This window comes from Escherichia sp. HH26CH (assembly GCF_009820205.1).
Lineage (GTDB): Bacteria > Pseudomonadota > Gammaproteobacteria > Enterobacterales > Enterobacteriaceae > Escherichia > Escherichia coli_F.
Genome location: NZ_VNXM01000053.1, coordinates 38,699 through 63,852 on the forward strand (window position 1 = coordinate 38,699; position 25,154 = coordinate 63,852).

22 protein-coding genes and 4 tRNA genes are annotated in these 25,154 nt (G+C 51.6%); 11 read left to right on the forward strand and 15 right to left on the reverse strand.

Features of this window, described 5'->3' with window-relative positions; translation table 11 throughout:
* The first annotated feature begins 37 nt into the window (after positions 1–37).
* From rarD to FQ015_RS17205, 3 genes are all read left to right on the forward strand, one after another.
* Positions 38–928: an EamA family transporter RarD gene (gene rarD / locus FQ015_RS17195; protein ID WP_004025853.1), complete on the forward strand. Its 891-nt coding sequence runs from the start codon at positions 38–40 to the stop codon at positions 926–928.
* 94 nt (positions 929–1,022) lie between these two features.
* A complete protein-coding gene (gene yigG / locus FQ015_RS17200; protein ID WP_021521448.1) occupies positions 1,023–1,403 on the forward strand; it encodes a protein YigG in 381 nt (126 codons plus the stop codon).
* Positions 1,404–1,416: 13 nt separating this feature from the next.
* A complete protein-coding gene (locus tag FQ015_RS17205) occupies positions 1,417–1,797 on the forward strand; it encodes a DUF2628 domain-containing protein (RefSeq protein ID WP_000032590.1) in 381 nt (126 codons plus the stop codon).
* Between the two features lie 42 nt (positions 1,798–1,839).
* Here the strand turns inward: FQ015_RS17205 and corA are convergent, their stop codons facing one another.
* Together corA and ysgD are read right to left on the reverse strand one after the other, a co-directional pair.
* Positions 1,840–2,790, reverse strand: coding sequence for a magnesium/cobalt transporter CorA (corA, locus tag FQ015_RS17210; RefSeq protein WP_000947159.1), 951 nt, complete (start codon positions 2,788–2,790; stop codon positions 1,840–1,842).
* Positions 2,791–2,941: 151 nt separating this feature from the next.
* Positions 2,942–2,998, reverse strand: a complete 57-nt coding sequence (gene ysgD, locus FQ015_RS24285) for a YsgD/CorL family protein (protein WP_212723238.1) — start codon at positions 2,996–2,998, stop codon at positions 2,942–2,944.
* Positions 2,999–3,159: 161 nt separating this feature from the next.
* Between ysgD and FQ015_RS17215 the strand changes: the two genes are divergently transcribed.
* Positions 3,160–3,924: a phosphodiester glycosidase family protein gene (locus FQ015_RS17215; RefSeq protein ID WP_000951158.1), complete on the forward strand. Its 765-nt coding sequence runs from the start codon at positions 3,160–3,162 to the stop codon at positions 3,922–3,924.
* Between the two features lie 142 nt (positions 3,925–4,066).
* Here the strand turns inward: FQ015_RS17215 and uvrD are convergent, their stop codons facing one another.
* From uvrD to lptM, 6 genes are all read right to left on the reverse strand, one after another.
* Positions 4,067–6,229, reverse strand: a complete 2,163-nt coding sequence (uvrD, locus tag FQ015_RS17220; protein WP_039020288.1) for a DNA helicase II — start codon at positions 6,227–6,229, stop codon at positions 4,067–4,069.
* An 83-nt stretch (positions 6,230–6,312) separates the two neighbouring features.
* Entirely contained in the window at positions 6,313–7,029 is a 717-nt protein-coding gene (gene yigB, locus FQ015_RS17225; protein ID WP_001213568.1) for a 5-amino-6-(5-phospho-D-ribitylamino)uracil phosphatase YigB, read from the reverse strand.
* Positions 7,029–7,925, reverse strand: coding sequence for a tyrosine recombinase XerC (gene xerC, locus FQ015_RS17230; protein ID WP_000130687.1), 897 nt, complete (start codon positions 7,923–7,925; stop codon positions 7,029–7,031). The genes yigB and xerC overlap by 1 nt, the downstream gene beginning before the upstream one ends.
* Entirely contained in the window at positions 7,922–8,629 is a 708-nt protein-coding gene (locus FQ015_RS17235; protein WP_000812785.1) for a DUF484 domain-containing protein, read from the reverse strand. Before FQ015_RS17235 ends, xerC begins: the two co-directional genes overlap by 4 nt.
* The gene (gene dapF / locus FQ015_RS17240) at positions 8,626–9,450 is read right to left on the reverse strand and encodes a diaminopimelate epimerase (protein ID WP_001160648.1); all 825 of its coding nucleotides are present in this window, start codon (positions 9,448–9,450) and stop codon (positions 8,626–8,628) included. The genes FQ015_RS17235 and dapF overlap by 4 nt, the downstream gene beginning before the upstream one ends.
* A gap of 36 nt (positions 9,451–9,486) precedes the next feature.
* A complete protein-coding gene (gene lptM / locus FQ015_RS17245; protein WP_000799889.1) occupies positions 9,487–9,690 on the reverse strand; it encodes an LPS translocon maturation chaperone LptM in 204 nt (67 codons plus the stop codon).
* Between the two features lie 188 nt (positions 9,691–9,878).
* Here lptM and FQ015_RS17250 point away from each other — a divergent pair, with 188 nt between their 5' ends.
* Together FQ015_RS17250 and cyaY are read left to right on the forward strand one after the other, a co-directional pair.
* A complete protein-coding gene (locus FQ015_RS17250) occupies positions 9,879–11,891 on the forward strand; it encodes a hypothetical protein (RefSeq protein ID WP_010365389.1) in 2,013 nt (670 codons plus the stop codon).
* A 62-nt stretch (positions 11,892–11,953) separates the two neighbouring features.
* The gene (gene cyaY / locus FQ015_RS17255; protein ID WP_000999947.1) at positions 11,954–12,274 is read left to right on the forward strand and encodes an iron donor protein CyaY; all 321 of its coding nucleotides are present in this window, start codon (positions 11,954–11,956) and stop codon (positions 12,272–12,274) included.
* A gap of 39 nt (positions 12,275–12,313) precedes the next feature.
* On the opposite strand, the gene cyaA is transcribed toward cyaY, so the two are convergent.
* Complete coding sequence (cyaA, locus tag FQ015_RS17260; protein WP_000281696.1) at positions 12,314–14,860, reverse strand: class I adenylate cyclase; 2,547 nt, start codon at positions 14,858–14,860, stop codon at positions 12,314–12,316.
* Positions 14,861–15,246: 386 nt separating this feature from the next.
* Here cyaA and hemC point away from each other — a divergent pair, with 386 nt between their 5' ends.
* The 5 genes from hemC to aslA all read left to right on the forward strand — a co-directional run bounded on the left by hemC (position 15,247) and on the right by aslA (position 21,655).
* A complete protein-coding gene (gene hemC / locus FQ015_RS17265) occupies positions 15,247–16,188 on the forward strand; it encodes a hydroxymethylbilane synthase (RefSeq protein ID WP_001303155.1) in 942 nt (313 codons plus the stop codon).
* A complete protein-coding gene (hemD, locus tag FQ015_RS17270) occupies positions 16,185–16,925 on the forward strand; it encodes a uroporphyrinogen-III synthase (protein WP_032185560.1) in 741 nt (246 codons plus the stop codon). Before hemC ends, hemD begins: the two co-directional genes overlap by 4 nt.
* Before the next feature lie 21 nt (positions 16,926–16,946).
* Entirely contained in the window at positions 16,947–18,122 is a 1,176-nt protein-coding gene (hemX, locus tag FQ015_RS17275) for a uroporphyrinogen-III C-methyltransferase (protein WP_160524311.1), read from the forward strand.
* A gap of 2 nt (positions 18,123–18,124) precedes the next feature.
* Positions 18,125–19,321 (forward strand): protoheme IX biogenesis protein HemY, encoded by a 1,197-nt coding sequence (hemY, locus tag FQ015_RS17280; RefSeq protein ID WP_000921814.1) that lies wholly within the window; start codon positions 18,125–18,127, stop codon positions 19,319–19,321.
* 678 nt (positions 19,322–19,999) lie between these two features.
* Complete coding sequence (gene aslA, locus FQ015_RS17285; protein WP_160524312.1) at positions 20,000–21,655, forward strand: arylsulfatase AslA; 1,656 nt, start codon at positions 20,000–20,002, stop codon at positions 21,653–21,655.
* A 174-nt stretch (positions 21,656–21,829) separates the two neighbouring features.
* On the opposite strand, the gene FQ015_RS17290 is transcribed toward aslA, so the two are convergent.
* The 6 genes from FQ015_RS17290 to thrP all read right to left on the reverse strand — a co-directional run bounded on the left by FQ015_RS17290 (position 21,830) and on the right by thrP (position 25,136).
* Positions 21,830–23,065, reverse strand: coding sequence for an anaerobic sulfatase maturase (locus FQ015_RS17290; RefSeq protein ID WP_160524313.1), 1,236 nt, complete (start codon positions 23,063–23,065; stop codon positions 21,830–21,832).
* Between the two features lie 146 nt (positions 23,066–23,211).
* Positions 23,212–23,288 (reverse strand) — tRNA-Pro (locus tag FQ015_RS17295).
* A gap of 42 nt (positions 23,289–23,330) precedes the next feature.
* A tRNA-Leu gene (locus FQ015_RS17300) sits at positions 23,331–23,417 on the reverse strand.
* A gap of 20 nt (positions 23,418–23,437) precedes the next feature.
* Positions 23,438–23,513, reverse strand: a tRNA-His gene (locus FQ015_RS17305).
* 58 nt (positions 23,514–23,571) lie between these two features.
* Positions 23,572–23,648, reverse strand: a tRNA-Arg gene (locus tag FQ015_RS17310).
* A gap of 102 nt (positions 23,649–23,750) precedes the next feature.
* A complete protein-coding gene (thrP, locus tag FQ015_RS17315; protein WP_000774737.1) occupies positions 23,751–25,136 on the reverse strand; it encodes a bifunctional threonine/serine APC transporter ThrP in 1,386 nt (461 codons plus the stop codon).
* Positions 25,137–25,154 lie beyond the last annotated feature (18 nt).

The window sequence follows — 25,154 nt, forward strand, 5'->3', positions numbered from 1 at the left end:
GTAAACTGCTTTTACCAATAAAAAATGAGTTTTGCCAATGGACACCAAACAAACGCGGCAGGGCGTATTACTCGCTCTTGCCGCTTATTTTATTTGGGGTATTGCGCCAGCGTACTTCAAGCTGATTTACTACGTGCCCGCCGATGAGATCCTGACGCATCGCGTGATCTGGTCGTTTTTCTTTATGGTGGTGCTGATGAGCATCTGCCGCCAGTGGTCTTATTTAAAAACGCTAATTCAGACGCCACAGAAAATTTTTATGCTGGCCGTCTCTGCCGTGCTGATTGGTGGCAACTGGCTACTGTTTATCTGGGCGGTGAACAATCACCATATGCTGGAAGCGAGCCTCGGTTATTTTATTAACCCACTGGTGAATATAGTGCTGGGAATGATTTTCCTCGGCGAGCGATTCCGCCGGATGCAATGGCTGGCGGTGATTCTGGCGATATGTGGTGTGTTGGTCCAGCTCTGGACTTTTGGTTCACTGCCAATCATCGCGCTGGGGCTGGCGTTTAGTTTTGCCTTCTACGGCCTGGTACGCAAGAAAATTGCCGTTGAAGCGCAAACCGGCATGTTAATCGAAACTATGTGGCTGCTGCCCGTCGCGGCGATTTATCTGTTTGCTATTGCCGACAGCTCAACCAGCCATATGGGGCAAAATCCGATGTCGCTGAATTTACTGCTGATCGCCGCCGGTATTGTCACCACCGTTCCACTGTTGTGTTTTACTGCGGCTGCGACACGCCTGCGTCTCTCAACGTTAGGCTTTTTCCAGTATATTGGCCCGACGCTGATGTTCCTGCTGGCTGTGACGTTTTATGGTGAAAAACCGGGTGCCGATAAGATGGTGACCTTCGCCTTTATTTGGGTGGCGCTAGCAATTTTTGTGATGGATGCGATTTATACGCAGCGTAGAACGTCCAAATAAAAAATAAATATATTCTGAAAAAATATGCCTGCTCTTGCATGAGAGTGGGCATATTGTCATGCTGACAGGAGACTCACACAAGGATGTAAAATTTATGTTGCGTATATTTATCCCAACATCTAACGGTAAGATTTCCAGACGTCGTTATATATTTTCATTTATTTTAATAAATTTCATTTTTGCCTTTCTTATTATCTTTTTTAACGATGGGGACGCAGGTTTTCTTGTTATTGTCTCTACCATCGCACTCCATTATCTCGTCATCAACATGAATTGCCAACGACTCCGTGATAGTGGTTTCATATATATAAAAACTTATGTTTTTGGTACATTAGCAGTATATATCATCTCTATCATCACAATGATAGCCGAACATTTTGATTGTTCAGGCAATGGTTCGATGATTTTTTTGATTTGTTATTTTTCCACTTTCAGTATGCTAATGCTTGCACCTACTGATTCATCAAAACAATAGTTATGGAGTATTTATGAGTAAGGAATATATGAACGATGGTTCATTAAGTGAAAAATGGAAATATCGCTTTAGTTTTTATGATCAACATGGCTTTCCTGGATTCTGGGGGGCAACACCAGAATATAAAGCAGCATTTAAAGCATTAAAAGTAAGACAACGATTAACTATTCAAATTAATTTCATTGCTTTCTTCTGTTCCTGGATCTATCTATTTGTTCTGGGTTTATGGAAAAAAGCAATTATAGTTCTATTACTTTGCATTCTATCTCTATTTGTTGGTGCACTAATTGGCGTTAACATTTTGGGAATTGCCGTAGCAGCCTATGTTGCTGTTAACACGAACAAATGGTTTTATGAGAAAGAGGTAAAAGGGTTAAATACCTGGAGCCTTTGAATAACTGGTGGCTTAGCCGGGCTAAACCACCGCTCTCGTTTTTTACAACCAGTTCTTCCGTTTAAAGTACAGATACGGTGCCAGGCCCGCGAGGATCATAAAGATAATCGCGCCTGGGTAGCCGAAGCTCCACTTCAGTTCCGGCATAAACTCAAAGTTCATCCCGTAGCTGGAAGCGACCAGCGTCGGTGGCAGGAACACCACGGATACCACCGAGAAGATTTTGATGATGCGGTTCTGCTCGATATTGATAAAGCCCATCGCCGCCTGCATCAGGAAGTTCACCTTCTGGAACAGGGATTCGTTATGCGGCAGCAGGGATTCGATATCTCGCAGGATTTCACGCGCCTGTTCCAGTTGTCCACCCGGTAAACGCGCTTTACGCACCAGGAAATTGAGCGCACGCTGGGTATCCATAAGACACAGGCGAACTTTCCAGCCGATATCTTCCAGCTCCGCCAGTGTGGAGAGTGCTTCGTCGTACTCATCGCCCTGATGCCCTTCCATAATTACCCGGCTCAACTGCTCCAGGTCGCTGTAGATATTTTCAATTTCATCTGCCAACTGTTCGATTTTGGTTTCGAACAGATCCAGCAGCAGCTCGTAGGCGTTACCGTCCACCATTGACTGGCTACGGGCACGCATACGATACAGACGAAAAGCGGGCAGTTCACGCTCACGCAGAGTAAACAGACGACCATCACGGATGGTAAATGCCACAGTGGAGTTACCGGCGTGATCTTCCGCATCTTCAAAGAAGAAGAAGGAGTGAATATGCAGGCCGTCATCGTCTTCAAAGAAACGTGCCGATGCTTCGATGTCTTCCAGTTCCGGGCGGGTTGCCAGGCTCTGGCCAAGTTCAGATTGTACGCGCAGTCGCTCGTCGTCGTCCGGTTCGACAAGATCAATCCATACTGCATTTACAAGGGGTTGTGACTCTTCGACTTCCAGCCGGGTCAGTCGGTTATTTTCCAGTTGAAATGCGCTCAGCATGACCGGGACTCCCAATGCTTAAAATATCGGACAGTTCGGTGGGCACACAGAAACAAATTGGGTTTCAGACCATTAAACAGCCTGACTCAGCGCGACGGGAAAAATTGAGGTCGCTGACAACCGCTAAGGCTATCAGCAAAAAGGGATAGCCTTAGGAGTTGATCCTGGATGACAGGATAATGAGCCAGTATCTACTGGGTGTGTCCAAGGCGAATGTCCTCTTAGAGTGATCGTGCGCGCATGTTACGCCAGCAAAATTTTGCCGTCAACACGCAACAGAACACCACAGAACAATAGTTGAACTTCGCGCTTTTTGGTACTCGTCAAGGTCGCTAACAGGATAAAAAAATCCCACATCCAGGACCTATAATGGCGCATCGGCTACTCATTGGTAAAGGAATGATCACCTTGAATCTCAAACGGATTTTTCTCGCCCTCACCTTACTTCCCTTGTTTGCTGTTGCCGCTGATGATTGCGCACTATCAGATCCGACACTGACCATACAGGCGTATACCGTTAATCCTCAAACAGAGCGGGTGAAAATGTACTGGCAAAAAGCCAATGGCGAAGCGTGGGAAACGTTACATGCGCTGCTGACGGATATTAATAGTCAGGGTCAGGTGCAAATGGCGATGAACGGCAGCATATATGATGAAAGCTATGCGCCGCTCGGTTTGTACATCGAAAACGGTCAGCAGAAGGTGGCGTTAAATCTCGCTTCAGGTGAAGGGAATTTCTTTATCCGTCCTGGCGGTGTGTTTTATGTCGCGGGAGATAAAGTCGGCATCGTTCGTCTGGATGCCTTTAAAACCAGTAAAGAGATTCAGTTCGCGGTGCAGTCAGGGCCAATGTTGATGGAAAACGGCGTCATTAATCCGCGTATTCATCCCAACGTCGCCTCACGCAAAATTCGTAACGGTGTTGGGATTAATAAACAAGGGAACGCCGTGTTTTTGTTGAGCCAGCAGGTGACAAATTTTTATGATTTTGCCTGTTATGCCAAAACGAAACTGAACGTTGAGCAACTGCTTTATCTTGATGGCACGATTTCACATATGTATGTGAAAGGCGGGGCAATCCCGTGGCAACGCTATCCTTTTGTTACCATGATTTCCGTCGAGCAGAAAAGTTAAAACAACCGTTTTGTGTCACTGAATATGGTGCAGATGCCGGATGCGGCGTAAACGCCTTACCCGGCCTACATGACATTGCAATTTATTGAATCTACATGATTTTGTAGGCCGGATAAGGTGCGCAGCACCGCATCCGGCAACGTTATACCGTCTCCAGCCGGGCGTAAGCCGCCACCAGCCATTTAATACCCTGGCCCTGGAATGCCACCTGCAAACGGCTATGTTCACCGCTGCCTTCCATATTGACGATAGTCCCTTCACCAAACTTGGCGTGCCGTACGCGCTGGCCGAGTTTGTAACCGCTGTCGTTCTCGACCATCGGCGTACCCATCCGCTGATGGCTGACAGGACGGCTTACCGTAGCGCGCAGGCGCACCTCTTCCACACACTCTTCCGGCAGCTCACCAATAAAGCGCGACGGGCGATGGTAAACCTCTTTGCCATACAGACGGCGGGTTTCCGCGTAGGTCAGCGTCAGTTTCTGCATCGCGCGGGTTACGCCAACGTAGGCCAGACGGCGTTCTTCTTCCAGACGCCCGCCTTCATCCAGCGACATCTGACTTGGGAAAATCCCCTCTTCCATACCGACAATAAACACCTGCGGGAATTCCAGACCTTTCGCCGAGTGTAGCGTCATCAGCTGTACCGCATCCTGCCAGGTATCCGCCTGCCCTTCACCTGCTTCCAGTGCCGCATGGGAGAGGAACGCCTGCAGCGGCATTAAATCTTCGTCTTCTTCGTTGTAGCTGAACTGGCGCGTTGCCGTCACCAGTTCCTCTAAGTTTTCGATACGCGTCTGGCCTTTTTCGCCCTTCTCTTGCTCGTACATGGTGCGCAGTCCGGAGTCTTTAATTACCCGATCAGTCTGTACATGCAGCGGCATATCGGCAGTTTCTTGCGCTAAGGCGTCGATCAGTTCCATAAACCGTTGCAAAGCGCTGGCAGCACGTCCGGCGAGGGCTTTTTCCTGCAACAGTTCACGACATGCCTGCCAGAGTGTTAACTGGCGATCGCGCGATGTCTGACGTACCACGTCCAGCGTCCGGTCACCAATACCCCGCGTTGGCGTATTCACCACGCGCTCAAAGGCCGCGTCGTCGTTACGGTTGGCAATCAGGCGCAGATACGAGAGCGCATCTTTGATTTCCTGGCGTTCGAAGAAGCGCATCCCGCCATAAATACGGTACGGCATACTGGCTTGTAATAACGCCTCTTCCAGTACACGCGACTGGGCATTGCTACGATAGAGAATGGCGCACTCGGCGAGCGCCCCGCCGTTGTCCTGCCAGGTCTTGATGCGGTTAACAACAAAACGCGCTTCGTCGAGTTCGTTAAAAGCGCAATAGAGGGAAATCGGCTCACCGTCCGCGCCATCGGTCCACAACTTTTTACCCAAACGCCCGTTGTTGTTTTCAATCAGGGCGTTCGCCGCGCTCAGGATATTGCTAGTGGAGCGGTAGTTTTGCTCCAGACGGATAGTTTCGGCACCGGGGAAATCATTGAGGAAACGCTGAATATTCTCCACCTGCGCCCCGCGCCAGCCGTAGATTGACTGGTCGTCATCGCCAACGATCATCACTTTGCCAGTATCGCCCGCCAGCAGGCGGATCCACGCATACTGAATGTTGTTGGTATCCTGGAATTCGTCCACCAGGATATTGGTAAAACGTTCGCGGTAGTGTTGCAGGATATGCGGCTTGTTAAGCCACAGTTCGTGGGCGCGTAGCAGTAGTTCAGCGAAGTCTACCAGGCCCGCGCGGTCGCACGCTTCCTGATACGCCTGGTACACCTTCTGCCAGGTCTGCTCCACCGGATTACCGTAGCTTTGAATATGATGCGGACGCAGCCCTTCATCTTTCTGGCTGTTGATGTACCACATTGCCTGGCGCGGCGGCCACTGCTTCTCGTCGAGGTTCATGGCTTTGATCAGACGCTTAAGCAGGCGCAGCTGGTCTTCGCTGTCGAGGATCTGGAAATCCTGCGGCAGGTTGGCGTCCATATGGTGCGCACGCAGCAGACGGTGTGCCAGCCCGTGGAAAGTGCCGACCCACATACCGCCCTGGCTGGTACCCATCAGTTGCCCGATACGATGGCGCATTTCCGCCGCCGCTTTGTTGGTAAATGTCACCGCCATAATCGAGTACGGCGAGCAGTTTTCCACGCTCATCAGCCAGGCGATACGATGCACCAGTACGCGCGTCTTACCACTGCCCGCGCCCGCCAGCACCAGAAGGTTGCTGCGTGGCGCGGCCACCGCTTCGCGCTGTTTGTCATTAAGGCTGTCGAGCAGGTAAGAAACGTCCATTGGCACCGCCGCGTAAAAATAGGTTGGGCGGAGAAGCGCAACGCCCTCCGCCAAAAAGCTGGGTATATATACAGATTTGCTGATTATATCAGCGAGGTCAGAGATGCCAACCGGGAAATTTCCAGATGCGGGAGTAAACGGCTGTCCCAGGTTTGCATCAGATCGCCATTTTCCGGTCTGATCCAACAGGCCTGCATTCCGCTGCGAATTGCCCCACCCACGTCAGTGGTGAGATCGTCCCCGACATGTAAGATCTCGCTGATCGGCACGTTGAGTTTTTCCGCCGCCAGGAAGTACATATCGCTGAACGGTTTTGAGCGCCCGTGCGGGCCAGCACGCAGCACAAACTCAAAATAATCCCCCAAACCAAACAGCTCCGGCTGGGCGTTACCGTTGGTGATCGCCACCAGCGGCCATTTCTTCGCCAGCTGTTTTAAGGTGTCGTGCGTTTGCTGCGGAACGTCGATCCGGCTACGCCATTTGGCAAAGTTGATCATTGCCGCGTGTGCGCCTGCACTGGCTTCTTCTGCGCTCAGCCCGGCGTCGAGCATCGCTTGTTCTATTGAGCGAAAACGCCAGCGCGTCACATCATGATAAATCTCGGGTTCCGCTTCCCGTACCGCCTGACGCAGACGTTGCAGATCTTCATTCTGGAAGCTGCGCAGCGCCGGATGGTAATTTTGCACAAAGGTAAGCGCCTCCTGCTCAGTGCGCAAAATCACCGGACGGTTATCGTAAAGGGTATCATCCAGGTCAAAGGTGAGCGCCGAGATGCGCCCCAAAGGCCGGTAAAAACGCATTATTTCCCCCGTTTGGCGCGTGGATGCGCCGCATCGTACACCGAGGCAAGGTGTTGAAAATCAAGATGAGTATAGATTTGCGTGGTAGAAAGGTTGGCATGACCCAGCAGCTCCTGTACACCACGAAGATCACCGCTCGACTCCAGCATATGCGTAGCGAACGAGTGACGTAATTTATGCGGGTGAACGTGATTATTCAGCCCTTGTTTTATGCCCCATTCGGCAAAGCGTTTCTGTACATTACGCGCGGAGATACGCTTGCCCAGTTTCGACAGGAAAAGCGCGTCGTCTTCGCTACCAAACAGGTCGCGCAAATCAAGCCAGTGCTCAATCCACGCCACGGCGTTACGACCAATCGGCAGGCGGCGCTCTTTGCTGCCTTTCCCCATCACCCACACTTCGCCGGACTCCAGGTCGAGGTGTTTGATATCGAGCCCCACCAGTTCGGAAAGACGCAGACCCGCACCGTACATTACTTCCAGCATTGCCCGATCGCGCACGGCGAGGGGATCGTTGATATCAATATCCAGCAGCCGATTTATATCATCGACGTCGATATTTTTCGGCAGATGACGCGGCGCTTTCGGTGCCGAAACACCTTTCGCCGGGTTAGCTTTGAGTTCGTTCTGGCTGACCAGCCAGTCAAAAAAGCTACGTAGCGCAGAGAGGCGTAATGCGAGGCTTGCCGCGCCCAGCCCTTTACGGCGACTGCGTACAGCAAAATTACGCACCATCGTCACATCACATTGCTGCCAGCTTTGCAGGCCGTTTTCGCTGGCAAAATTGATGATCGCCTCAAGTTGGCGCTGGTAGTTAAGCAGGGTTATCGGGCTAAGCTGACGCTCCACGCTCAGATAACGTAGGTAGCGTTCTACATCGGTGTGTAAATCGGTCATACGCGTTCAATCCAACGCTCCAGAAGCTCCGGCAACATCAGCGCAATTTCATGAAGTAACTGCGTTCCCTGCCCTTGTTGATAGTGACTGGCATCGCGGCTGGTGAACAGCACGACACCCAAATCAGCATCGCTTCCCAGCATCGACATCGCCACCGATCCCACCGCTTTCGCTTCCGGTAGCACCACCAGCAGCTCCGGTCCGTTAAGCGGCCCAAGATAGTGCTGTTCCTGCCCCAGACGCTGAATACGCAGCGGTTCGAAAGACTGACGGCTTAATGCGAGATGAGTGTGGTTCGACGGCGCACCTAAGCGCCAGCGATCCGGAAACAGGCGCAGACTCGCACCTGCCAGGCCGAGATCGCGTGCCCAGCGGTGAAAACGCATCAGCATATCGTCGAGACTGCTGGCGGCGGTGAGACTACGCTGCAGGTAAAGTAAGCGATAGAACAAGCCTTCGTTGGCGATAGCCTGTTCCATCAACAGCGCCATGTTCTCTTCCAGAACATGAATATGATGACGTGCGCGGGCCATGTGCCACTCGACCAACGAAACGGTGCCGCGTACCGGATGCGGCACACGTATCGCTTCTACTGCGCGCGCATTGCGGATAAAAAACTCAGGATTTTTAATCAGATAATCGACAACCGCCCGGTCATCTAGCTCCGTGAGTGTTTCCTGTAGTTCTTCCCCTGGTTGCTTCATAGATGAATAAATCCGTCGTAGACATGTACCGCCGGCCCCGTCATATATAACGGGTGACCCGGACCTTTCCAGGCGATATCAAGACGACCGCCGGGGAGTTCCACGCGTACTTCTTCGGCCAGCAAACCTTGCTGAATCCCTACCGCCACCGCCGCACACGCGCCGCTGCCGCAGGCCTGGGTTTCTCCTGCCCCACGCTCATAAACGCGTAAACGAATATGTTCGCGTTTAACCACTTGCATAAAACCGATATTGGCGCGCTCCGGAAAACGTTCGTGGCTTTCCAGAACAGGACCAAGCGTTTCTACCGCCGCAGTATCGACATCATCAACCTGAATCACGCAATGCGGATTTCCCATCGACACCACGCCGCATAAGATTGTCTGCTCGGCGGCGCGCATAATATAGGTCTTTTCCGCTTTGTTAGCGCGAAATGGCACGGCAGAAGGTTCGAAGTTGGGTTCGCCCATATTGACGCGCACCAGATCGTCATCGGTGACGGTCAGAACCATCCGCCCGTTGGCAGTGCTGACGCGGATATCGCGCTTATTGGTCAGCCCTTTCAGACGCACAAAACGGGCAAAGCAGCGTGCGCCGTTGCCGCACTGCGCCACTTCACTGCCATCAGCATTGAAAATGCGATAGTGAAAATCCAGTTCCGGATCATACGGTGGCTCAACCACCAGCAGTTGGTCAAACCCTATCCCCAGGTGCCGATCCGCCAGGCGACGAATCAGTTCTGGTGAAAAAAAGACATTCTGCGTTACCGCGTCGACGACCATAAAATCGTTGCCAAGGCCATGCATTTTCGAGAACTGCATCATTTACTCCAATCACGCGGGTACAGAAACTGACTTTTAGTAATTCACCTGGGATGGACCATCGCCAGTGGCGCGATCGTTTTTATCCGGCACCGTGGATTGCGTTTGCGTCTCTACCGGTTTGGTCGGTGGCGGTGCGTTTTTATCTGCAGGCGGGAAATAGAGCGGACCTTTCAGACCGCAGCCCGTCAGGCTGAAGAGAGTAAGTAATACAGTGAGTGCCTTAAACACGTTTTTCATTATGGATTGCCTGTAAAGTTCATCGCTTTCTGCTTTCTATCATCGCAGGAGAAGACGTAAAAGCAAGCGTTTAGCGACTCTTTATGAAGTCTGAAAAATGAGGAATTGCTGCGAGTATAACGCTTACACGTGAGGATTTATGTTTTGCTGGTAGTTTCGTGATCGGCACCTCGCGCCAGGATGGCTTTATGCACTATCGCAATGTGGTTTGTTTGTTGTCTTTTTTAGTTCCGTCAGCGTGGGGATGCTCGCTCGGTGAACCTGATCATAATATTTACCAGAAACAGGGAAAAGGCGTGGTATACCTGCGCCCTAATGAAGAGACAAATCTTTCGTTACCGGAAGTAAATTACCAGCGACTGCGTCGTTTACCTGATTTATTCATTGTTCCTGACACCCTGGACGATGGGGAAAAAGAACCGCCGTTAAACGACCTTACCACCGATTATATTGATCAGGGCGCATGGGCCTGGTATCCAAATTATGCTTACTTTAGCGATGGCCGTTTTGTTATTTATGCGGGCAAGATTGTACAAAATCCATCTGGTTATCCACCGGTCGATGTAGCCTCGTTCCATTCATGGGGCGATTTTGCCGTCGATAAAAACAGCATTTATTACAAAGGCCAACGGACAGATGAAAATGGCGGCAAGCAACGCGTCGATGAAAAAACGCTGCGCAAAGTAGGATTAGGTAGCCGTTGGATGCCTGATCGGCTGGGATTGGTGCTACGTGACGCGCATTTTCTTTATATCGATGGGCACCGTTTTGATAACCCAGAGAGTTTTTCCGTGATCGCGCAAAAATCCTGGGGTCAACAAGGGAAATTCGCTTCAACGTTTTTTCCCTGCATTGCCTACCCCTTTGGCCCGTGGGATATGCTTACCCGCACACGAACAAAGTTGCTGATCAATGGAGAGCAACTGGATGCAGATCCGGACAATTTTTCTGTCGTTCGCTGGATGCCCGGCACCCTGTTTAGCTGGCGTGATAAACACGGCGAGCATCGTAAAGTCATTGATCAGGTTCGTTTGGCAAGGAATGAAGATATATCCCGGCAATGTGACAACTTTACGCTGTTAGAAAAAAAGGTGTTCTGGCGCAAGGGGCCAGATTGTGAGCAGGAAGAATTACCCAGTCTCGACCCGGAGCAGTTTCACCCGATCAGTGACATCGTGGCGCAGTATCAGGACAAGTTGTATGCAATCAGTAAGACCCCCTTCGGTGAAAATCAGTTGGAGATCATCACCCTGGATAACCCGAATCTGATCATCAATAAACGTTTTAATGCCGGAAGGCATCATGGCTATTTACTCACCCGATCAACAAATTGGGACGGACATGAGAAAGACGGTTTACAGGTGTTTGAATCCGTTGGCCCACTGATACTGCTGGACTACCGTGTGCCGAATGAAGCAGATGCACACCGTGGCAATAACCCGCATTACAAAAAATGGTTTGCTCGCGACGATCGTTACGTTTATGCATTCGATGGTGCGCAGCTTTGGCGTTACCCTACGCAATATCCCAAAGCGGCACGTATCAAAGCCGCTAAAGACGACTGGCTGAACGTCAGCCTTAGCCAGTTGGATGGTGAGATAATGAAAGATGGCTCATTTACTCCCACTGGCATCAAGCACACATCCTCTTTAAAACCCGCCAAGGCATACGAAGATGGGGACAATGAATCTTCATTTATCGTAAATAAATCGGGAGTAGGCTGGCGAAAAGCGCTTTCACCCGACCTGCAATGGAGTGAGTGGCATTACCTGGAAGGCATTGATCCAAAAAAGTTTCATCTGATTACCGAACGTATTGCACAGTACAAAAACCAACTCTACGTCGTCAGGCGCTCGCATTTTGGAGAAGATCGGCTCGAAATCATAGAGTTGGAGTCATCTTTGCCCATCAAAAATAAACCGATAAATACGGGCAAGGAGCGTCATTACTTTCTGCAAAGTACCCGACAAAAACAGGATGTGCAGGTATTCACCAGCAGCGGTGCGCTGATAGCAACGGAGCGCTTTGCTTATGACGATAGCTATGTCTACACCTGGATTGACGATCAGCTTTATCGCACACCCTCCCCCTGCCCAGCGAAAACATACGTCAGAGAAAAGAATGTCCGTGAAATTCATAATAGCGACATTATTATTCCGGTGACGGAGGAATCGTGCCGGAACGCAGCAGCAGACGGGTAAACTTTGAAGCCCTGACACCATGCCGCTATACTGCCGCCATCACCTAAAAACAGGAAACAACAATGAACGACAGTGAATTTCATCGCCTGGCTGATCAACTCTGGCTGACCATTGAAGAGCGTCTGGATGACTGGGATGGCGACAGCGATATCGACTGCGAAATCAACGGCGGTGTGCTGACCATTACCTTTGAAAATGGCAGCAAAATCATTATCAACCGTCAGGAACCGCTGCACCAGGTGTGGCTGGCAACCAAACAGGGCGGCTACCATTTTGATCTGAAAGGCGATGAATGGATTTGCGACCGTAGCGGCGAAACCTTCTGGGATTTGCTGGAACAGGCGGCAACGCAGCAAGCGGGTGAAACAGTCAGTTTCCGCTAAGATTGCATGCCGGATAAGCCTCGCTTTCCGGCACGCTCATCACGAAAAATACTGCTGTAATAGCGGCGTGTCGTGATCCTGATTGGCAGGCGGCATGTTGCCGATAGATTTGGTGCGGAACGGAATCACCTGTTCACGACCATCAACCTTCACAATTTGATAGAACTGCGGCAGGTTGAAGTTGATGAAGCTTGAGCCGTAGGTGAAACGGTCGTGCGAAGACGAGTAGAAGCGACTGACGTCACGCACCAGTTCCTCTTTGCTGCCTTCGCAGTGGTGATATACCTCAACCCGGTTGCTTTCGTCGAGAATGTAGATATTAAAGCCATTCTCGTCTTGCGTTTCTTCGAAGAAGAACTGGATGATCCCTTCGCTGGCAAAGCCGTCCACCACCGCCGGTAATTTGACGTGATTGGTTTCAACCTGCACTGACAGGCCGTGCAGTTTGTTATGCGAAATAGCGCCATAAAACTCGATGGCATTTTCCAGTTTCTGTACCGATACATTCAGGCGTTCGAAGAATAAGCCCCAGGTTTGACCAGAAACGCGCAGCGCCTTGAAGCGCCCGGTTTCCTGGCGGGTGCTGGAAAGACGCAGTTCAATGCACTCAGAAACCAGTTGCTGCACGCGAGTACGGATTAAGCCGCGCAGATGCTGGCTGTAGCAGAAGACTTCCACGCTATCTGGCGGTGCGGCGTCCTGATGCATTTTGCCGAGAATAGTTTTCAGGGCTTCGATCATCGACTGCTCGCCGTTGAAGTGCAGCGTACGCACTTCGTTCCACGAGTTGCGGTACAGCAGGTCCACGCTACCTACCAGGCAATTTTGATTCTCGCCAAAGCTGAAGACATCCAGCTTACGGAAATCAAAATGCACCACCTGATTGCGGAACGCAGCTGTCGGGTCATATTCCAGGTTAACGATAATCGCCAGATGGCGAATCTCACACGGGCTGTAGAGCGCTTTTGGCGTCGGTGCAGGCAGGCGCAGCGGGAAATGGTGCGACACATCGGCGACCATCTCCTGCAACTTAGGCAAATCGACAATGCCGTTGCCTTTAATATACAAGCGGGTGCGCGAGGTCAGCAGGCCGTTAAACCATGCCCACGCCACCAGTTTATTCAGGTAACGGTTATATTCCAGCGGCTGATGGCTGATGATCGACTCAATATTTGGCGCGCGGTTATACAGATACCAACCTGAACGGTTAGCCCGGCCCGGCGGCACATAAATAAAGGTCAGATTCGGTTCCGAGAGATCGGGTGAAATCTGCGGATTTACCAGCGTCACTTTACCTGGCAATGCTTCAAACGCGGCATACAGTTTACGCGTCAGCACGCCGATATCCTGCGGACTGGCAGAGACGCTAAGGTTATTGCGACGCGCAAAGCGGATCAGATTGCGGTAGCTCTGCATCATTGCATCGAGCAGTTCGTTGTGCGCCTCGCGCACCTGATCAATCTTCCAGTTAGCGCGGTTATCGAGCATTGCCAGACGAGCATCGTCCCATTCCCACTCTTTCACTAACTGGGTTAGCACTTCACGACGCCAGCCTACACAGGCGCGTTCACGGCTGAGTTTTTCGCACACTTTTAAATAGAAGCAGCGACGCACTAAATCCAGACGGGTGAAATCTTCAATCGCCGTCAGGTATTCAGTAACACGCTCCAGCATCATGCAGTACGGATCGAGACCAAACGATACAATCTCGCCGTCGTGCAAACGCTGTTTGATATCTTTCGCCAGCAGACGTGGGTTCGGGTATTCCCAGGAATAGGCTTCCAGCAGCAGTGTTTTCAGCACCGCTTTGTATGGGGAATCGATACTCTTATAGAGCTGCCAAAGGCTGGCACCAAAGTACTCTTCGGCAGAAAGTGAGCTTAAGCCGCCGAGATCCAGCCATTCATTAGGAGTAAGCACGCCCTGCGCGTAAAGCGTCATCACATAGTCGTCGTAATGCTCTTCTTCGTCACACGGCACCATATTCCACAGAATACGCTTACCCGCGAGACGCACGGCAGTGCGATAAAATTCGTCAAGCAGCAGTATATGCTGGGTGGAGCCACAATCTTCGCCCCCCAGGCTGCCGCTTTCATTATGACGGAAGCGATTTTCATCAATCAGGAAGAAGCTAACTTCCACGCCCAGCGAGGCGGCCCAGCTTTCCAGCAGGCTGCATTTACGTTGTAGTAACTGGCGCTCTTCGCTATCAAGCCAGGATTGATGACAGACCCAGATATCCAGGTCAGAGGAACAACTTTGCCCTACGGACGAGGTGCTGCCCATGGTGTATACACCAGTAATTGGAAGCTCACCTTTCGGCGGATCCTGTACTGACATTCCACGATACAGTTCAAGCTCGTTCAGGTAGTGGCGTTGAGTTTCATCAGGCGTGTAAAGGCAAATGCCTTTGGGAACGTTACCATCAAGGTAACCCGGCATTAGCGGATGGTGATAGTGCAACAATGTCGGCAGTAGACTGTAGACCTGTTGGAATGCAGGCCCCATAGCAGCAAGCGCGCGATCCACGCGCAATTGATTTATGGCATCCAGTCTCTGTTTCAGAGTCTCAATATAGAGGTACAAGACGTATCGCCTGATTTGCTACCCGTCATGACTGTGATTCCGCCAACATCAACGGTAACACGCGGCATTCGGGATATTTCGTATGTCAAAGGTAACCGTTACCACTTTTCGCGCCTGGTTTTTTTAGTTTCACGACGAAAAAATGGTCTAAAACGTGATCAATTTAACACCTTGCTGATTGACCGTAAAGAAAGATGCGCTACATACAAGTGTAGCACCGTTTATTCTCTGTAAATTCCTTATTACGACGGCGTGAAACGCCTGTCAGGATCCACTGCCAGACCTCATTTTACGGTTTGCGCAGGCGTCTACGTTTCACCACAACACTGACATCGCTCTGGCAAGGATGTTAGGATGGACCACGGATGATAATGACGGTAACAAGCATGTTAGACAATGTTTTAAGAATTGCCACACGCCAAAGCCCACTTGCACTCTGGCAGGCACACTATGTCAAAGACAAGTTGATGGCGAGCCATCCGGGCCTGGTCGTTGAACTGGTACCGATGGTGACGCGCGGCGATGTGATTCTTGATACGCCGCTGGCGAAAGTAGGCGGAAAAGGCTTATTTGTAAAAGAGCTGGAAGTCGCGCTCCTGGAGAATCGCGCCGATATCGCCGTACATTCAATGAAAGATGTGCCGGTTGAATTCCCGCAAGGTCTGGGGCTGGTCACCATTTGCGAGCGTGAAGATCCTCGCGATGCCTTTGTGTCCAATAACTATGACAGTCTGGATGCGTTACCGGCAGGCAGTATCGTCGGGACGTCCAGTTTACGTCGCCAGTGCCAACTGGCTGAACGCCGCCCGGACCTGATTATCCGCTCCCTGCGCGGCAACGTCGGCACTCGCCTGAGCAAACTGGATAACGGCGAATACGATGCCATCATTCTTGCCGTAGCCGGACTAAAACGTTTAGGTCTGGAGTCACGCATTCGCGCCGCACTGCCACCCGAGATTTCTCTTCCGGCAGTAGGGCAAGGTGCGGTAGGTATTGAATGCCGCCTTGATGATACACGCACTCGCGAGCTGCTTGCCGCACTCAATCACCACGAAACTGCACTGCGCGTTACCGCAGAACGCGCCATGAATACCCGTCTCGAAGGCGGATGTCAGGTGCCAATTGGTAGCTACGCCGAGCTTATTGATGGCGAAATCTGGCTGCGTGCGCTGGTCGGCGCGCCGGACGGTTCGCAGATTATTCGCGGTGAACGCCGCGGTGCACCGCAAGATGCCGAACAAATGGGGATTTCGCTGGCAGAGGAGCTACTGAATAACGGCGCACGCGAGATCCTCGCTGAAGTTTATAACGGAGACGCCCCGGCATGAGTATCCTGGTCACCCGCCCGTCTCCCGCAGGAGAAGAGTTAGTGAGCCGTCTGCGCACACTGGGGCAGGTGGCCTGGCATTTTCCGCTGATTGAGTTTTCTCCGGGTCGACAATTACCGCAACTTGCCGATCAACTGGCAGCGCTGGGGGAGAGGGATCTGTTGTTTGCCCTCTCGCAACACGCGGTTGCTTTTGCCCAATCACAGCTGCATCAGCAAGATCGTAAATGGCCCCGACTACCTGATTATTTCGCCATTGGACGCACCACCGCACTGGCGCTACATACCGTAAGCGGACAGAAGATTCTCTACCCGCAGGATCGGGAAATCAGCGAAGTCTTGCTACAATTACCTGAATTACAAAATATTGCGGGCAAACGTGCGTTGATATTACGTGGCAATGGCGGTCGTGAGCTGATTGGGGATACCCTGACGGCGCGCGGCGCTGAAGTCACTTTTTGTGAATGTTATCAACGATGCGCAATCCATTACGATGGTGCAGAAGAAGCGATGCGCTGGCAATCCCGCGAGGTGACGACAGTCGTTGTTACCAGCGGTGAAATGTTACAGCAACTCTGGTCGCTGATCCCACAATGGTATCGTGAGCACTGGTTACTACGCTGTCGACTTTTAGTCGTCAGTGAGCGTCTGGCGAAACTCGCCCGGGAACTGGGCTGGCAAGACATTAAGGTCGCCGATAACGCTGACAACGATGCGCTTTTACGGGCATTACAATAACTCTCATAACAGGAAGCCATAATGACGGAACAAGAAAAAACCTCCGCCGTGGTTGAAGAGACCAGGGAGGCCGTGGACACCACGTCACAACCTGTCGCAACAGAAAAAAAGAGTAAGAACAATACCGCATTGATTCTCAGCGCGGTGGCTATCGCTATTGCTCTGGCGGCGGGCGTCGGTTTGTATGGCTGGGGTAAACAACAGGCCGTCAATCAGACTGCCACCAGCGATGCCCTGGCTAACCAACTTACGGCACTGCAAAAAGCCCAGGAGAGCCAAAAAGCCGAGCTGGAAGGCATTATCAAGCAACAAGCTACGCAGCTTGAACAGGCGAATCGTCAGCAAGAAACGCTGGCAAAACAGCTGGATGAAGTCCAACAAAAGGTCGCGACTATTTCCGGCAGCGATGCTAAAACCTGGCTGCTGGCCCAGGCTGATTTCCTGGTGAAACTCGCCGGAAGGAAGCTGTGGAGCGATCAGGACGTCACGACCGCTGCAGCGTTGCTGAAAAGTGCAGATGCCAGCCTGGCGGATATGAATGACCCGAGTCTGATTACCGTTCGTCGGGCAATTACCGATGATATCGCCAGCCTTTCTGCGGTATCGCAGGTGGATTATGACGGCATCATCCTTAAGCTGAACCAGCTTTCTAATCAGGTAGATAACCTGCGTCTGGCCGATAATGACAGCGATGGTTCACCGATGGATTCCGACGGTGAAGAGCTTTCCAGTTCCCTCAGCGAATGGCGTATCAATCTACAAAAAAGCTGGCAGAACTTTATGGACAACTTCATTACGATTCGCCGTCGTGATGACACCGCCGTACCACTGTTAGCACCGAATCAGGATATCTATCTGCGCGAAAATATTCGCTCCCGCCTGCTGGTCGCGGCACAAGCCGTACCGCGTCATCAGGAAGAGACTTACCGCCAGGCGCTGGAGAACGTCTCCACCTGGGTGCGGGCGTATTACGATACTGATGATGCCACCACCAAAGCGTTCCTTGATGAGGTGGATCAGTTAAGTCAGCAGAATATCTCAATGGATGTGCCGGAAACCTTGCAAAGCCAGGCAATTCTGGAAAAACTGATGCAAACGCGCGTACGTAACCTGCTGGCACAACCTGCTGCTCCAGCAACGGAACCGACTCCTGCTCCACAAGTCGATACTCCGGCAGCCGCGCCGCAAGGAGAATAACCATGCTAAAAGTGTTATTGCTCTTTGTGTTGCTGATTGCGGGGATCGTGGTCGGCCCGATGATTGCCGGTCATCAGGGTTACGTGCTGATCCAGACCGATACCTACAATATCGAAACCAGCGTCACGGGCCTGGCGATCATTTTGATTCTGGCGATGGTAGTGCTGTTTGCCATTGAGTGGCTACTGCGGCGGATCTTCCGCACCGGCGCACACACCCGTGGGTGGTTTGTCGGACGTAAGCGTCGCCGTGCCCGTAAGCAGACCGAACAGGCGCTACTGAAACTGGCTGAAGGTGATTATCAGCAAGTTGAAAAACTGATGGCTAAAAATGCCGATCACGCTGAACAACCGGTGGTGAACTATCTGCTGGCTGCCGAAGCCGCGCAACAACGCGGTGATGAAGCACGCGCCAACCAACATCTGGAACGCGCAGCGGAGCTGGCCGGCAACGACACAATTCCGGTAGAAATCACCCGTGTACGTCTGCAACTGGCCCGTAATGAAAACCATGCAGCACGTCACGGCGTTGATAAGCTGCTGGAAGTTACGCCACGCCATCCGGAAGTATTACGTCTGGCGGAACAGGCGTATATCCGCACTGGTGCATGGAGTTCGCTGCTGGATATCATCCCATCAATGGCAAAAGCCCACGTTGGCGATGAAGAGCATCGTGCAATGCTGGAACAACAGGCATGGATTGGCCTGATGGATCAGGCGCGTGCCGATAACGGTAGCGAAGGTTTGCGTAACTGGTGGAAAAACCAAAGCCGGAAAACGCGTCATCAGGTGGCGTTACAGGTGGCAATGGCGGAACATCTTATTGAATGTGACGATCATGATACTGCCCAGCAAATTATCATCGACGGCCTGAAACGCCAGTATGACGATCGCCTGCTGCTGCCGATCCCGCGTCTGAAAACCAATAACCCGGAACAGCTGGAAAAAGTGCTGCGCCAACAGATCAAAAACGTGGGCGATCGCCCGTTGTTGTGGAGCACACTGGGTCAGTCGCTGATGAAGCACGGCGAATGGCAGGAAGCATCGCTCGCCTTCCGCGCGGCGCTGAAACAACGTCCGGACGCCTACGATTACGCATGGCTTGCCGACGCGCTGGACAGACTGCACAAGCCGGAAGAAGCCGCAGCGATGCGTCGCGATGGCTTGATGTTAACGTTGCAGAACAACCCGCCACAGTAGCTCTTTCTCACCCGGAGGCAAGCACCTCCGGGGCCTTTCTGATATATAAAAAAACGCCTGCTCTTATTACGGAGCAGGCGTTAAAACAGGTCTGTATGACAACAAGTGGGTGCTTCACTCAACGTTGTGTCCATGGTGTCTGATGAGGCATAAGCGACATCTGTCAGTGGACGATAAGCACCGTAAACGGCTCTGCGTCATTCCGGAGTTTATGAGGCACTAAGGCGAACATAAGAGATGGAATGAGCATCTACTCGTTTATTATGCCACAGAGAACCGGGAAATAACATCCCTTAACACTTGTTATGAGATAATTCTGTAATCCTCTTTGCTTCCTGAGTAATAACTTCCTGAGTGAATATTTCTCCTGCGCACGATTCTACACATATATATAATGAATAATAAAAGTCATTCAATTAATAACATATATATTAATTGCCGTTAAAACTAAAAACAGCATCAATAATCAACGCGATATAACATCACCGCCTTACATATCACCTGCGCCAGAGGTAGGATTGAAAACGCTCTCCTGATTTTCCAATTCATTATCTGTATAAATAAATAATTTATTTTTATCACTATTATTTATGCAATCATCCTGTCAGGGAGAGGGATCTCAATTATCAATGCTTAATTACGTCATCATTTTGACGACATGAAACCGGAGCATTTTGCATGGAATTTTCGTTTTCACCCAAACTTCTTGTTGTGGCTGTCGCCGCCGCTCTTCCACTCATGGCCAGCGCAGCAGATACCCCGTCAACCGCCACCGCACGCAAAGGCTTTGCCGGATACGATCACCCAAACCAGTATCTGGTTAAACCGGCGACCACTATTGCCGACAACATGATGCCGGTAATGCAGCATCCGGCACAGGACAAAGAAACCCAGCAGAAGCTGGCAGAACTTGAGAAAAAAACCGGCAAGAAACCGAACGTGGTTGTTTTCTTGCTGGATGATGTGGGCTGGATGGACGTCGGCTTTAACGGCGGCGGCGTGGCGGTGGGTAACCCTACGCCAGATATCGACGCCGTTGCCAGCCAGGGGCTGATTTTAACTTCGGCGTATTCTCAACCGAGTTCTTCCCCAACCCGCGCCACGATTCTTACCGGACAATACTCCATCCACCACGGCATTCTGATGCCGCCAATGTACGGGCAACCGGGCGGTCTGCAAGGGTTAACCACTCTGCCGCAGTTGCTGCACGATCAGGGCTACGTCACTCAGGCCATCGGGAAATGGCATATGGGGGAAAACAAAGAGTCGCAGCCGCAGAACGTTGGCTTTGATGATTTCCGCGGCTTTAACTCGGTGTCTGATATGTACACCGAATGGCGCGACGTTCACGTCAACCCGGAAGTCGCCCTGAGCCCGGATCGTTCTGAATACATCCAAAAACTGCCGTTCAGCAAAGATGACGTTCATGCCGTGCGCGGCGGTGAACAGGAAGCCATTGCCGACATTACGCCGAAATATATGGAAGATCTGGATCAACGCTGGATGGAATATGGCGTTAAGTTCCTCGACAAGATGGCGAAGAGCGATAAGCCTTTCTTCCTCTATTACGGCACTCGCGGCTGTCACTTCGATAACTACCCGAACGCCAAATATGCGGGTAGCTCTCCGGCGCGCACCTCTTACGGCGACTGCATGGTGGAGATGAACGATATCTTCGCCAACTTGTATAAAGCGCTGGAGAAAAACGGTCAGCTTGATAACACGCTGATTGTGTTCACCTCTGATAACGGTCCGGAAGCTGAAGTTCCGCCGCACGGTCGCACGCCGTTCCGCGGTGCGAAAGGTTCTACATGGGAAGGCGGCGTTCGTGTGCCAACCTTCGTTTACTGGAAAGGCATGATCCAACCGCGTAAATCTGACGGTATTGTCGATCTGGCGGATCTCTTCCCTACGGCGCTGGATCTGGCAGGACATCCTGGAGCGAAAATGGCGAATTTAGTGCCGAAAACCACCTTTATTGATGGTGTGGACCAGACATCTTTCTTCCTGGGAACAAATGGTCAGTCTAACCGTAAGGCCGAGCACTACTTCCTCAACGGCAAACTTTCTGCTGTGCGTATGGATGAGTTCAAGTATCACGTCCTGATCCAGCAACCGTACGCGTATACCCAGAGCGGGTATCAGGGTGGATTCACCGGCACAGTAATGCAAACGGCGGGATCGTCGGTGTTTAACCTGTACACCGATCCGCAGGAAAGCGACTCTATCGGCGTGCGCCATATCCCAATGGGTGTACCGCTACAGACCGAAATGCATGCGTATATGGAGATCCTGAAAAAATATCCACCACGCGCGCAGATTAAATCTGATTAAGCCGGCGCTATCGCTACATCGGGCCACACTGACCTTGCCGGATGCGGCGTGAACGCCTTATCCGGCCTACAAGCCTTGCAAATTCAATAAATTGCAGCGTCCTGTAGGCCGGATAAGATGCGTCAGCATCGCATCCGGCAATCAACCGCAGGCGGCCACAAAATGGCTGCTTTTTTACTTATTCACCACCATCAAATGCGCCTGCATAATGTCGCTGGCCGGGCGACCGTGCGCCAGCAAATCAGCCATTGCTTTAAGATATGGCGGTAGATAGCGGAAATAACGCTGATACCCGGCACACAAATAATTCAGCCCCGGCTTACCGCTGGCATCGAGCATAAAGCGGTGTTTCGGGCAGCCTCCCCAACATGCTTTTAACACGTTACAACTGCGACACTGCGCCGGTAACTGCTTAAATTTATCTTCTCCAAACACCTGCTGCTGCGGGGAATCTACCATTTCTGCAATTGTTTGCTGAAGCATATTCCCCAGTCGATATTGCGGATAAACATAGTGATCGCAGGCGTAAACGTCGCCGTTGTGTTCGACAATCACCGAGCGTCCACAGGTCGGCTGATGATGGCAAACCGCACCCGGCGCACCGACAAAATTGGCAAACGCCCATTCGATATTCATCACGAAAATCTTGCCGACGTCACGTTTGATCCAGTGGTCAAAAATTGCCACCAGAAACTCACCGAACTCATCGGGGCGCACCGACCATTCTGTCAGTTCCCCCTGAATATCACCAGGCGCATGTAATTTCAGTCCATTGCGGGCAGCTGTTTCATCAGCCAGGCGCTCCACCACCGGAATAAACTGGATGAACTCCACGCCTGCATTGCACAAAAAATCATAAACCTGTAACGGTTGCTGCGCGCTGGTGCGGTTGACACAGACCAGCACGTTATAGTCGACATGATGTTTTTGCAGGAGCGTCAGGGCACGCATCACCAGCTTATGCGTGGGTCTGCCACCTTTGGTCACGCGATATTGATTGTGGATCTCAGCCGGACCGTCCAGCGATAACCCAACCAGAAAATGATTTTCTGCCAGAAATGCACACCATTCATCATCGAGCAGCACACCGTTAGTCTGAAAGCTGTTACTTACCTTCCTACCAGCACCATATTTCGCCTGTAGCGCCACGGCACGGCGGTAAAAATCCAGCCCGAGTAACGTTGGTTCGCCGCCCTGCCAGGTAAAAGCCACTTCGTTTTGGGGTTCGCTGGCAGCGATATAGTGACGGACATACGCTTCCAGCGTGTCATGATCCATATGCGCAACTGGCTTTTCGCGGTAAAGGGATTGTTTTTCGAGATAAAAACAGTAGTCACAGTTCAGATTACAATCGGAACCGCTTGGTTTCGCCATCACATGAAAAGCACGCGTTGGAACCTGTTGCAGCATGGTCGCTCCTTGCCTGAAGTCATCCTTCAATACGTTAAGGGCGAAATCATACCGTGTAGCAATGAGTGACTACGGGCGTTTCTTGCGAAGGGAGAGTGATGAAATGCACAGAAAACAAAAAACCCCGCCGAAGCGGGGTTCAAAATTGGTCGGCGAGAGAGGATTCGAACCTCCGACCCACTGGTCCCAAACCAGTTGCGCTACCAAGCTGCGCTACTCGCCGAAATACTGCTTTTTGAATTTTTAGTTCAATTCTTTAAAGTCGTGGTGCGAGGGGGGGGACTTGAACCCCCACGTCCGTAAGGACACTAACACCTGAAGCTAGCGCGTCTACCAATTCCGCCACCTTCGCATTGTCACAACTTCTAATAATGGGGTGGCTAATGGGATTCGAACCCACGACAACTGGAATCACAATCCAGGGCTCTACCAACTGAGCTATAGCCACCACTACAAATCTTGTTACGCGGTATTACTACCACCGCAGCTCAAGCGCCGGGACTAAATGGCGCGCCCGACAGGATTCGAACCTGAGACCTCTGCCTCCGGAGGGCAGCGCTCTATCCAGCTGAGCTACGGGCGCTTAGCGCCGTTGCGGGGGTGGATAATACGGACTTCCCACCCCTCTGTCTAGTCCCTTTTTAAATAAATTGCGCGTTTGGTTACGGTTTGTGCGTTTTGCTGCTTATTCCTCCAGTTTATGCGCTTTACCGTGGCGATTAAGCCCAAAAACTTTATAAATTGCCGTCACCGCCAGCATAAAGATGATGCCGACAAACAGCGACATACGCGTATCTTCATTAAAGTACATGCCGATCAAAACGCAAATCAGGAATGCCATTGTTACGTAGTTGGCCCACGGGAACAGGATTGAGCGGAACGGATGGCTGGCAATCGCCGCTTTGTGCGCTCGACGAAAACGCAACTGGCTAATCAAAATCACAAACCATGGCACCATCCCCGGAAGCACGCTGGCACTGTAGACATAGACAAACACACGCTGTGGATTGGGAATGATGTAGTTCAGGCATGAGCCAATTAACAGAATAGCAATTGATACCGCCACGCCTGCAACCGGAACACCTTGACGGGAAACTTTCGCCATTGCCGCCGGTAACTGACGGTTTTTCGCCAGTGCGTAGAGCATACGTCCACAACTGTACATGCCGCTGTTACAGCCAGAGAGCGCAGCCGTCAGTACCACAAAGTTGATAATACCCGCCGCTGCGGTAATGCCGATTTTGGCGAAAGTCAGTACGAACGGGCTGCCGTTGCTGCCAATTTCATTCCACGGGAAGATGGTGACAATAACGAAAATCGCACCTACGTAGAAAATCAGGATTCGCCACAGCACTTTGCCAACGGCACTGCGCAGTGTCACCTGCGGATTCTTCGCTTCACCGGCAGTAATGCCAATCAGCTCCACGCCCTGGTAGGACGCCACCACAATACACAATGCGGTCAGGAACCCTTTCCAGCCACCCGCAAAGAAACCGCCATGCTCTGTGAGATTGCTAAAACCAATCGACTGCCCGCCATTGCCAAAACCAAAGAAAATTACGCCCAGGCCAATGACAATCATCACGATAATCGTGGTGACTTTGATCATCGCGAACCAGAACTCGATTTCGCCGTACAACCGCACTGCCGCCAGATTCGCCAGTGCCACCAGCGCCACCGCGATCAATGCCGGTATCCATTGCGCCATCTCCGGGAACCAGAACTGGACATAAACGCCAATGGCGGTGATTTCTGAGATCCCCACCGCCATCCACATAAACCAGTAAGACCAGGCGGTGAGATAGCCAAAAAACGGGCTCATATAACGATGCGCATAAACGGCGAACGAACCGGTAACCGGTTCGAGGAACAACATTTCGCCCATTGAACGCATGATGAAAAAGACGAACAGCCCGGCGATGATATAGGCCAACAATACGGATGGCCCGGCCCATTTCAGGGTACTGGCGGCCCCCATAAACAGGCCGACGCCAATGGTGCCCCCCAGGGCAATGAGTTCGATATGTCGAGCTTCCAGCCCACGCTGTAGCTCTGGTTTGTTATCTGCCATAAATCCTCGTGTTGTGTT

What these genes read in the sequence shown, in the direction of transcription:
- rarD (WP_004025853.1), top strand. Translation starts at nt 38, where the DNA reads ATGGACACCAAACAAACGCGGCAGGGCGTATTACTCGCTCTTGCCGCT.
- yigG (WP_021521448.1), top strand. Translation starts at nt 1,023, where the DNA reads ATGTTGCGTATATTTATCCCAACATCTAACGGTAAGATTTCCAGACGT.
- FQ015_RS17205 (WP_000032590.1), top strand. Translation starts at nt 1,417, where the DNA reads ATGAGTAAGGAATATATGAACGATGGTTCATTAAGTGAAAAATGGAAA.
- corA (WP_000947159.1), bottom strand. Translation starts at nt 2,790, where the DNA reads ATGCTGAGCGCATTTCAACTGGAAAATAACCGACTGACCCGGCTGGAA.
- FQ015_RS17215 (WP_000951158.1), top strand. Translation starts at nt 3,160, where the DNA reads ATGGCGCATCGGCTACTCATTGGTAAAGGAATGATCACCTTGAATCTC.
- uvrD (WP_039020288.1), bottom strand. Translation starts at nt 6,229, where the DNA reads ATGGACGTTTCTTACCTGCTCGACAGCCTTAATGACAAACAGCGCGAA.
- yigB (WP_001213568.1), bottom strand. Translation starts at nt 7,029, where the DNA reads ATGCGTTTTTACCGGCCTTTGGGGCGCATCTCGGCGCTCACCTTTGAC.
- xerC (WP_000130687.1), bottom strand. Translation starts at nt 7,925, where the DNA reads ATGACCGATTTACACACCGATGTAGAACGCTACCTACGTTATCTGAGC.
- FQ015_RS17235 (WP_000812785.1), bottom strand. Translation starts at nt 8,629, where the DNA reads ATGAAGCAACCAGGGGAAGAACTACAGGAAACACTCACGGAGCTAGAT.
- dapF (WP_001160648.1), bottom strand. Translation starts at nt 9,450, where the DNA reads ATGCAGTTCTCGAAAATGCATGGCCTTGGCAACGATTTTATGGTCGTC.
- lptM (WP_000799889.1), bottom strand. Translation starts at nt 9,690, where the DNA reads ATGAAAAACGTGTTTAAGGCACTCACTGTATTACTTACTCTCTTCAGC.
- FQ015_RS17250 (WP_010365389.1), top strand. Translation starts at nt 9,879, where the DNA reads ATGCACTATCGCAATGTGGTTTGTTTGTTGTCTTTTTTAGTTCCGTCA.
- cyaY (WP_000999947.1), top strand. Translation starts at nt 11,954, where the DNA reads ATGAACGACAGTGAATTTCATCGCCTGGCTGATCAACTCTGGCTGACC.
- hemC (WP_001303155.1), top strand. Translation starts at nt 15,247, where the DNA reads ATGTTAGACAATGTTTTAAGAATTGCCACACGCCAAAGCCCACTTGCA.
- hemD (WP_032185560.1), top strand. Translation starts at nt 16,185, where the DNA reads ATGAGTATCCTGGTCACCCGCCCGTCTCCCGCAGGAGAAGAGTTAGTG.
- hemX (WP_160524311.1), top strand. Translation starts at nt 16,947, where the DNA reads ATGACGGAACAAGAAAAAACCTCCGCCGTGGTTGAAGAGACCAGGGAG.
- hemY (WP_000921814.1), top strand. Translation starts at nt 18,125, where the DNA reads ATGCTAAAAGTGTTATTGCTCTTTGTGTTGCTGATTGCGGGGATCGTG.
- aslA (WP_160524312.1), top strand. Translation starts at nt 20,000, where the DNA reads ATGGAATTTTCGTTTTCACCCAAACTTCTTGTTGTGGCTGTCGCCGCC.
- FQ015_RS17290 (WP_160524313.1), bottom strand. Translation starts at nt 23,065, where the DNA reads ATGCTGCAACAGGTTCCAACGCGTGCTTTTCATGTGATGGCGAAACCA.
- thrP (WP_000774737.1), bottom strand. Translation starts at nt 25,136, where the DNA reads ATGGCAGATAACAAACCAGAGCTACAGCGTGGGCTGGAAGCTCGACAT.